Source organism: Rhodococcus sp. T7 (assembly GCF_009872365.1).
Classification (GTDB): domain Bacteria; phylum Actinomycetota; class Actinomycetes; order Mycobacteriales; family Mycobacteriaceae; genus Rhodococcus_F.
Window position 1 is genome coordinate 807357 of sequence record NZ_WXYH01000389.1, and the last position, 8916, is coordinate 816272.

Annotated in this window: 8 protein-coding genes; 1 reads left to right on the forward strand and 7 read right to left on the reverse strand. The window is 64.6% G+C overall.

Annotated elements, in window-relative coordinates:
• Window positions 1-28: 28 nt before the first annotated feature.
• From MLGJGCBP_RS47800 to MLGJGCBP_RS47830, 7 genes are all read right to left on the reverse strand, one after another.
• Window positions 29-784, reverse strand: a complete 756-nt coding sequence (locus MLGJGCBP_RS47800) for an SDR family oxidoreductase (RefSeq protein WP_160099154.1) — start codon at window positions 782-784, stop codon at window positions 29-31.
• 121 nt (window positions 785-905) lie between these two features.
• On the reverse strand, window positions 906-2096 hold the full coding sequence (locus MLGJGCBP_RS47805; protein WP_160099152.1) for a thiolase family protein: 1191 nt from the start codon (window positions 2094-2096) through the stop codon (window positions 906-908).
• Window positions 2097-2199: 103 nt separating this feature from the next.
• Entirely contained in the window at window positions 2200-3144 is a 945-nt protein-coding gene (locus MLGJGCBP_RS47810; protein ID WP_160099150.1) for a TIGR03620 family F420-dependent LLM class oxidoreductase, read from the reverse strand.
• On the reverse strand, window positions 3141-4850 hold the full coding sequence (locus tag MLGJGCBP_RS47815) for an AMP-binding protein (RefSeq protein WP_160099148.1): 1710 nt from the start codon (window positions 4848-4850) through the stop codon (window positions 3141-3143). Before MLGJGCBP_RS47815 ends, MLGJGCBP_RS47810 begins: the two co-directional genes overlap by 4 nt.
• A 300-nt stretch (window positions 4851-5150) precedes the next feature.
• Window positions 5151-5789: a TetR/AcrR family transcriptional regulator gene (locus MLGJGCBP_RS47820; protein WP_268960776.1), complete on the reverse strand. Its 639-nt coding sequence runs from the start codon at window positions 5787-5789 to the stop codon at window positions 5151-5153.
• Window positions 5790-5974: 185 nt separating this feature from the next.
• The gene (locus MLGJGCBP_RS47825; RefSeq protein WP_160099144.1) at window positions 5975-6460 is read right to left on the reverse strand and encodes a nuclear transport factor 2 family protein; all 486 of its coding nucleotides are present in this window, start codon (window positions 6458-6460) and stop codon (window positions 5975-5977) included.
• Complete coding sequence (locus MLGJGCBP_RS47830) at window positions 6460-7662, reverse strand: NADH:flavin oxidoreductase/NADH oxidase (protein ID WP_201453201.1); 1203 nt, start codon at window positions 7660-7662, stop codon at window positions 6460-6462. The genes MLGJGCBP_RS47825 and MLGJGCBP_RS47830 overlap by 1 nt, the downstream gene beginning before the upstream one ends.
• Before the next feature lie 203 nt (window positions 7663-7865).
• Between MLGJGCBP_RS47830 and MLGJGCBP_RS47835 the strand changes: the two genes are divergently transcribed.
• The coding region (locus MLGJGCBP_RS47835) for an NAD(P) transhydrogenase subunit alpha (RefSeq protein ID WP_160103990.1) at window positions 7866-8916 on the forward strand (1051 nt) is incomplete at its 3' end.

Here is an 8916-nt window from a genome sequence, read left to right on the forward strand (position 1 = left end):
GCTCGTGAGGGCCGTCTGTCTGGGATTTTCAGAGAATGCTCTTGACGAGGGAATCGGGGGCGATCCGCAGCACGAGTTCGAAGAAGGTCCAGGGCCACCAGGGCACGCAGGCGTCCTTTACTTCGTGTTCGATTGCCCGGACGAGGGACGCCGCACCGGCGGAGGCCTCGACCAGCAGGGGGTGCCGCTTCCCTGTCCGGTCCTGCATTTCCGACTCGATGTACCCGGGCCGAATGGTGCTCACCTTGATGGGCACCTGCTTGGCCCTGACGTCCGAGCGGATACCCTCAGCCAGATGCGCGAGCGCGGCTTTCGTCGCCGCGTACACGTTCATCGGTCCGGGCAGGCCACGTCCAGCGGTCACCGACGACATCACCACCAGATGGCCGGTGCCTTGACGGTAGAACAGCTCCATCGCCGCCTCGCACTGGGCGATGCCGGCAACGAAATTCGTCAGGGCGGTGTCCCGGTTGGCGGCGAACCGCCCGCCGCCGATTCGACCGCCTTTGCCGATTCCGGCGTTGACAATAATGCGGTCGAGTCCTCCCATCTCCGCGGCCGACTTCGCGAACACCTCGAAGACGGCGTCGTGGTCGGTGACGTCGAGTTGGTGCATCAGCACGCGTCTGCCCGGGGACTGCTGCTCGATCTCGGTCTTGACCTTCTCGAGCAGTTCTAGGCGGCGAGCGGTCAGAACCAGATCACAGCCGCGCGCAGCGAACGCTTTCGCCATGCCGGCGCCCAGCCCGGAGCTGGCTCCGGTGATCAGCACTCTCGTGTTCATGCATTCTCCTCGAGTCTGCGGTATTCGGGAGCGTCGCGCCCGATGGTGCGATCACCGGATGGGTGATTGATCGGGGCAGGTCGCTCGTCGACGACGGTCATTTGTTGCGGTGACCCGCCGCTCACAGCACCTCGACGATGGTGGCGTTCGCCATTCCGCCGCCTTCGCACATGGTCTGCAGGCCGTAGCGGCCTCCCGTGGCCTCGAGGTGGTTGACGAGGGTGGCCAGCAGCCGTGTTCCGGATGCGCCCAGTGGGTGGCCCAGCGCGATCGCTCCGCCTCGCGGGTTGAGCTTGGCCGAATCCACGTCGAACTCGCGCTGCCAGGCCAGGGGCACGGGTGCGAATGCCTCGTTGACCTCGAAGGCGTCGATGTCGTCGATGTTCAGACCGGATCGTTTGAGTGCCAGTTCGGTCGCCGGGATCACGCCGGTCAGCATCAGCAGTGGATCCGATCCGGTGACGGCGAAGGTGTGGAAGCGGGCGCGTGGTGTCAGACCGAGTGCCTGCGCCCGTTCTTCGCTCATGATCAGTGCCGCGGAGGCACCATCGGTCAGTGGCGAGGAGTTGCCGGGTGTGACCGACCAGCTGATCTCCGGGAACCGCTGTTCGAGGGCGGCGTCGAAGAAGGACGGGCGTAGCCCGGCGAGGCCTTCGGCGGTGGTGGATGCGCGCACGGTTTCATCGCGCAGGTGCTGGGTGGTGTGGTCGTCGTCCGTCGCTCGGTCGATGGGAACGATTTCGGTGTCGAAGGCGCCGGAGGACGCGTGGGCGGCGGCCCGTTCGTGTGACCGCGCCGCGTAGTCGTCCAGTTCGGTGCGCGACATCTTCCACCGTGCGGCAATGAGTTCCGCGCTTATGCCCTGGTTCACCAGTCCGTCGGGATAGCGGACGCTCAAGGGTGCGAGCGGGTCGCCGCCGTGCATTCCGGAGAACATCGGGACGCGGCTCATCGACTCGACGCCACCGGCGATGACGACGTCATAGGCGCCGGCGAGCACACCCTGGGCGGCGAAGTGCACCGCTTGCTGGCTGGAACCGCACTGTCGATCGATCGTCGTTGCCGGGACCGACTCGGCGAAGCCGGCGGCGAGTACCGCTGACCGGGCGACATTGACGCCCTGGTCCCCTACCTGACCCACACATCCGATGATGACGTCTTCGATCACGCTCGAGTCCACTCCGGTGCGGGCGAGGAGCTGCCGCATGGTGCTAGCCAGGAGGTCGACAGGGTGCACTGTCGACAGCGCTCCTCCAGGCTTTCCTTTTCCCGACGCGGTACGGATGATGTCGACGATCACTGCAGTTGGCATGTGTTCCTCACAGAGGTGGTAGGCGGTGCTGGCGTTCGGTGACGGCGGCGCGGGTTGGCTTCGCGCTCAGTCGATGCCAGGGGGTCGGTGATGGCTGCCGCGGTCATCGGGATACTTCTTGGGAGATGAAACAGTCGACGGCGGTGCGGAGTTCCCGCCACTCCTCGAGTGGGGGGCTGTCGCGATTTTCCACGAGGAGATTGATCGCCACGTGGTCGGCGCCGGCGTCGAGTTGCGCGGCGACACGGGAACGGATTCCGTCGGTGCCCCATGCAAACAGTTCGTCGATCAGGCGGTCACTGCCATTTCCCTCGAGATCGCTTTCGGTGAAACCGAGGCGTCTGAAGTGCCGCACATAATTGGGCAGCTCGCGGTAGAACCGCAGGTAGGTGCTCGCGATCTTCCGCGCCTCACTCTCGGTGTCGGCCATGATGGCCGGCTGGGTGACGGCGAGGAAGGAATGCGCGCCCAGCGCGGCCCGGGCGCGCCGGGTGTGATCGACGGTGGCGTTGTAGGTGAGTGCGCCGCCGGCCGCAGATCGTGCGAGGTGCAGCATCTTCGGGCCCAGGGCGCCGAGGATTGTCAGCGCCGAATCGGGTACCTGCTGTCGTTCGGGTTGGTGCGCGATCTCGGTCAAGTACGCCGTCATCGCGGGGATCGGGGGTCCGAAACTCTGGCCTCGGCGCGCCACGAACGACTGGTGGCTCACGCCCAGCCCGAGCACGTAACGGTCCCCGTACAACTCCCACAAGGCCCGGCGTCCGCTTGCCACCGACCGTGCGTCGCGTGCGTAGATGCTCGCGACCCCGGTTCCGATGGTCAATCGTTCAGTGGCCGCCAGATAGGACGAGGCAGCGACGAGTGCGTCGCGGCCGGCGTCGCCCGGTAACCACAGCGCCCCAAAGCCCTGTTGTTCGATCTGACGGGCAACCTCGAGTGCGCGTGGTACCGGCAGTGGATCCAGCGTCGAGGTCCAGATCCCGACGAGCCCACCCGCGAACGACCGGCACTGCCGGTCGTTCTCCTCGCGAGTGGGCGGTTCGCTCATCCGCCGACTCCTACCGGGCCGCCCTGTGCGAGCTGGTCGGTCAGAACGAACTTCTTGATCTTCCCAGATGGGGTGCGCGGAAGGGACTGGGTGACAACCAATTTCTGCGGCCAGAACTGCTTCGACATTCCTACCTTCTCCAGGTGCTTGACCAGATCGTCGAGGGTCGGCGCGGGACCGGCGGGCACGACGACGGCACACACACGCTCACCGAGTCGTTCATCGGGGTAGGCGACGACGGCGGCTTCCTGTACGTGCTCGTGGGAGAACAGCGCGTTCTCGATCTCCACTGCGGAAATGTTCTGGCCGCCCCGGATGATGATGTCCTTCGTTCGTCCCTCGACGCGGATGCCTCCGTCGGGGGTGATCCGACCGAGATCGCCGGTGTCGAACCACCCGTCGGCGGTGAACGCCGCCGCAGTCAGCTCAGGCTGCTTGTAGTAGCCGGCGAAAACGCTGGGGCCGCGGACCTGCAGGCTTCCCGTGACACCGGTGAGCACCGCTTGACCATGTTCGTCGACGATCCGTACGTCCTGCCAGGGAACCCGGAAGCCGTCACTCGCCCCGAGGGTGTGCACATCGGCGCCGAGTTGGTGGATCGAGGCGATTCCGGTTTCCGAGCATCCCCAGAGCGAGACCAGGCTGGTCCCGAACAGCTCGTGCATGGACTCTGCCAACGAGGCGGGGATCGCGGCCCCTCCACAGGCGAAGGCCCGGAAGGTCTGCTGAGTCCGGGGCCTCTGCTTCTGGGTCTCGATCATGTCGAGCGCGAAGGTGGTCGCCGAGAGCGTCCAGGTGATGCCCTCCACGGCGATCGTGTCGAGCAATCCTTCGACGTCCCACACGTCTTGGTAGACGATCTTCTGCCCGGTCGACAGTGGAACCAACATGCCGTGAATGAAGCCGGTCAGGTGGCCGAGCGTGGAGGCCATGAAGGCGACGTCGTCCCCGGTGAGTTCGAGAGCACGGGTGACCACGCGGTGATAGCCCGACCATGCCGTGTTGTAGGTGTGCATGGCGGCCTTGGGCGTGCCCGTGGTTCCGGAGGTGAATACGAGCATCGCGATATCGTCGGAACCGGGACGGCGCCGATCCAGTGCCTCGCTTACCTCGGCGTCGATCTGGCCCGACGATCCTAGGAACGTCTCCTCGAAGGACGAACACCCGGGCGTCTCCCGCGACGCGTTGAGCACGAAAACATGTTCCAGGGTGGGCGTTTCGGCTTTCAAGCCCTGCGCCATGGTCGCATAGTCGTACCCGCGGAATTCCTCGGGCACGAACAGCACCTTGGTGCCGGCGTGGGCGAGCATGAACCGGAGTTCACGCTCGCGGTAGATGATGGGGATCGGGTTCGGCACGGCGCCCACGCGCATGGTCGCCAAGGCCAGGGCGGCACCTTCCCATCCGTTCGGGACCTGAATGGTGACGACATCGGACGGCTGCACTCCGAGTTCGAGTAGCTGCGCCGCGAAGCGATCGACGAGTGCGGCGAGTTGACCGTACGTCACGGTGTTCGGAAGCACGGTTCCTTTGCTGTACGAGACCACGGCCGCCTTATCGGGATGCCGACCGGCCGCGACCAGGAAGTCATCCAGGAAGGTTTCCTCACGCCAAAGGTTCGCTACCTCGAACTTAGCCACGTCGTCCGCGTTGAACGGCCGCAGCGATGACTCGAACACCGCGCCCTTGTGCTGCCGCATCCGCATTTTGCCTCCTCGAAGCGTATTCAGCGCTCTCGCTCACTATTCGAGCGGTCGCTTGATTTAATAACTGTATGACGCCGCAGTGCTGTGGTCAAGGGCTCTGGAACGCCTCCGCCGGAAATCAGTTCCACACCGATACACGAACCCGGTCGTGTCGGTGGCGATCTGAAGTTCCCCCCGTGGACAGAGAAAAGAAGTGCCGCCGAACCCGGCGCCTTCGCCGGTTCAACGTGCGCCGAACGCCGGGTTTCGTACCTGAAACCCGGCGTTCGGCCTGTCATCACATTCTCGGGGCAGTGCCCGTCAGGTGCGAGTAGGGAGTCCCACCATGCGGCGCGCCAGCTGCACGAAGTCGGCGGTGATTTCCTCGAGCCCCAACGGTCCTTGGGGGTCGTACCAACTCGACAGAGCGGTGATCATCGAGAGCATCGAATTCCGGGTGATAGTCAGGTCGACGATGTCGAATCGGTTCAGCACGGTGCCGTCCCGGAGAATTTCGTGCAGTGTGGAATCGAATCGGTCCCGGAGTTCGACGTAGGACTCGTGACGGGCCCGGGACAGCGCCCGGGTCTCAATGGAGGCGATGAACGTCTCCTTGTGGCGCGCGATGTGCCATTTGACGAGAATCCGAACGAAGGTCTCGAGCCGGGACTCGACGTCATCGGGGTCGATCTCCCCTAAGCCCAGCTCGAGATCTGCGACGATCTCCTCGAGAAGGTCGATCAGCAGTCGATAGAGAAACTCTTCCTTGCTGCGGAAGTAGTAGTAGAGCGACCCTGACTTCAACTCGGCCGCCTCGGCGAGCTGACGGGTGTTCATTGCCTCGTAGCCATGCTCGAAGAGGAGCTCGACGCCTGCCGATCGAACTCGTCTCCAGGTCTCGTCACGACTAGAGCCCGCCGTCCTCAAATCAAACCTCTTCTCATGTTCGCGTCCTCTCACGTCCAGGCCGCGCCCACCGGCGGCTGCGCCGCAAGTGGGCGACCTTCACGTGCATTTCTCGATGTGGTCGCCGAATTTCCTCAGTCTAGCGACAGCTTCGACGGCGCCCGATCACCATTGCCGAAGGTCAGCGCAACAGCCGGTGACTTGAGCCTCGGTTCGATGACAGTGATGTTGATGAGTTCCTAATGGCCCTGCGCCCGCACGGGGGGAGGCGTGATGAGAGCAAGGTCCATCGGCTCGGAGATGAACCATCGACTAACCACTCGCTCGTGCAGTTTCCACTGCCCGTCTCGGCGTTTGCACTCGTCGTCGTACGTTGCGGCCACCAGGCATGGACTGCCCTCTGCGGTGACGCAGATCGCGAAGGAGTCGCTCACCGTGCGGGCAAGGTCCGGCGAGTCGAACTCGATGATGTGGTTCGTTGTCCAGTGATGAGTGCTCACATAGCTGTTCGCGACGAAGTCGAGTGCGCTCGCCAACTCTGCCAGGCCCTTGAACCGACCGTTCTTGCGTCCCACGACGTACTCCGCTTCCTCGTGCCAGATGGACAGGAATACGGAGGGGTCCCGGCGATCGATACCGAGGCAATATCTGGCACCGAGTTCCAAGATCGCGGCACGACTGTCCAGCTCGTCGATCCGGCGTGAGAGCTCCGTCGAGTCGGTCATCAATTGCTCCTCGGGGCCGTGGAGTTCGCGGGTTCACGTGACGGAGCGCCGGCGTCGGCGGCAGTGACGCGGTCCAGCTGGCGTCGGCGTTTGCCGATCCAGGATTTGCTCTGCACCGGAAGGAGGTCGAATCGGTCTCCTTCGCCGAACTGGGCTAGTTCTTCTCGTGCGGTCACTGGCCAGGATGGGTTGATGAGGGCTTCGCGACCGAATGCCACCAGGTCGGCGGCGGCCGTGCGAATGACGTCGTCGGCCTGTAACGCATCGGTGATGAGCCCGACCGCAAGTGTTGGAACCTCCGCGCGCCTTCGGAGCTCCGCGGCAAGTTGCACCTGATATCCGGGCCGAATCTGATTGTAGTAGGCGCCGATTCCGCCCGAGGAGCAGTCGATGAGGTCTACTCCGACCACTTTCAATCGCCGCGCCAGCTCGATCGAGTCCTCGATGGTGATACCGCCTTGCTCGCCGTCGATGACCGAGATACGTACTAGCAGTGGACGCTCGGCCGGCCACACCTCACGGACAGCTTTGGCGACGCGCAAGGGAAAGCGCATGCGCCCTTCGAGATCTCCACCGTATTCGTCCGCTCGGGTGTTGCTCAGAGGCGATAGGAAGCTGTGGAGCAGGTAACCGTGCGCTGCATGGATCTCGAGGACGTCGAACCCGGCTTCGGCCGCGCGCTTTGCTGCCGATGTCCATGCGTCGAGCTGCTGTTCCAGATCGGCAACGGTAAGGGCAGAGGGTCGTTGCCATCCCGCGGAATGCGGTTCTTCGGTTACCGAATAGATGTCCCACCGGCTGTCGGCCGGGCGTTCCTCGTCGGAAACCCATGGGGGGAGTGTGCCGGCCTTCGCGCCCGCATGGCCCAACTGCAGTCCGATTCGGGCGCCGTACGCGTGCGCGAAGTCGACGACACGGCGCAACGACGGAATCTGAGAGTCATCCCATAAGCCCAGATCACCATAGGTAAGCCGCCCCTCGGGACTGATCGCCGTGGCCTCGACCATGACCAGGCCGAACCCACCGAGAGCGAAACGGCCGAGATGAACAAGATGGTAATCATTTGCGATACCCTGGTCGGCCGAGTACTGACACATCGGCGAAACGACAGTCCGGTTCCGGAAGGTGACGCCGCGAAGGGTCCACTGGTCGAAGAGCCGATCAGGCTTGCCTTGCATTTTCGGATCCTTCCTCTCTTCCACATCGAACAGCTACATGGACGGGCTGTCACGTAGCTACGCCGCTTCCGTCAAATTAATCGATCGAATGATTGATTTATTGGTAAGCTATGCCACAGCGTCCGGAAGGTCAACGGCGAACCCGTCAAGCCGACGCATCAACGCGAACATCGCCACCCCCTGTGAAGCGATGCCTACCCACCAGCGCAGGAAGCCGAGAGATCGTGATTGCCGAGTCAGAAGAAACGCAGAGCGCGTCCACCTCGCGCCCGACGATCGGTGTCGTTCGGGAATCGAACGACGGTGAGCGTCGCGTGGCGTTGGTGCCGAAGGTCGTGGCGTCGTTGATCGCCAAGGGCGTCGACGTGGTGGTCGAGTCGGGTGCCGGATTGGGCGCGTTGATTCCGGACGGAGCCTATAAGGACGTCGGGGCGTCGATCGGGGATGCGTGGTCGGCGGATGTGATCGTGAAGGTCGCGCCGCCGTCGGACGAGGAAGTGGGCCGGCTCCATGCCGGGCAGACGTTGATCGGGTTCCTCGCCCCCCGCAATCAGGACAATCAGGTGGCCGCGCTGAAGACGGCCGGGGTGCAGGCGTTCGCGGTCGAGGCGATCCCGCGGATCTCCCGCGCCCAGGTGATGGACGCACTGTCGTCGCAGGCGAACGTCTCCGGCTACAAGTCGGTGCTGCTCGCGGCGTCGGAGTCGACCCGGTTCTTCCCGATGCTCACCACCGCCGCCGGCACCGTCAAACCGGCCACGGTGCTGGTCCTCGGGGTCGGTGTCGCCGGCCTGCAGGCCCTGGCGACGGCGAAGCGGCTCGGCGGCCGGGCCACCGGCTACGACGTGCGCCCCGAGGTCGCCGACCAGGTCCGCTCGGTCGGTGCCCAGTGGCTCGATCTGGGGATCGACGCCGCCGGTGAGGGCGGCTACGCCCGCGAACTCACCGAGGCGGAGCGGGCGCAGCAGCAGCAGGCCCTGGAAAACGCGATCAAGGGGTTCGACGTGGTCATCACCACCGCCCTGGTCCCCGGCCGGCCGGCCCCCCGGTTGGTGACCGCCGCCGCGGTGGAGGGCATGAAACCCGGCAGTGTGGTGGTCGACCTGGCCGGCGAGACCGGCGGCAACTGCGAGCTCACCGAACCCGGTCAGACCGTCGTCAAGCACGGGGTGACGATCTGCTCGCCGCTGAACCTGCCCGCCAGCATGCCCGAGCACGCCTCCGAGCTGTACTCGAAGAACATCTCCGCGCTGCTGGAGCTGATGCTCGTCGACGGCG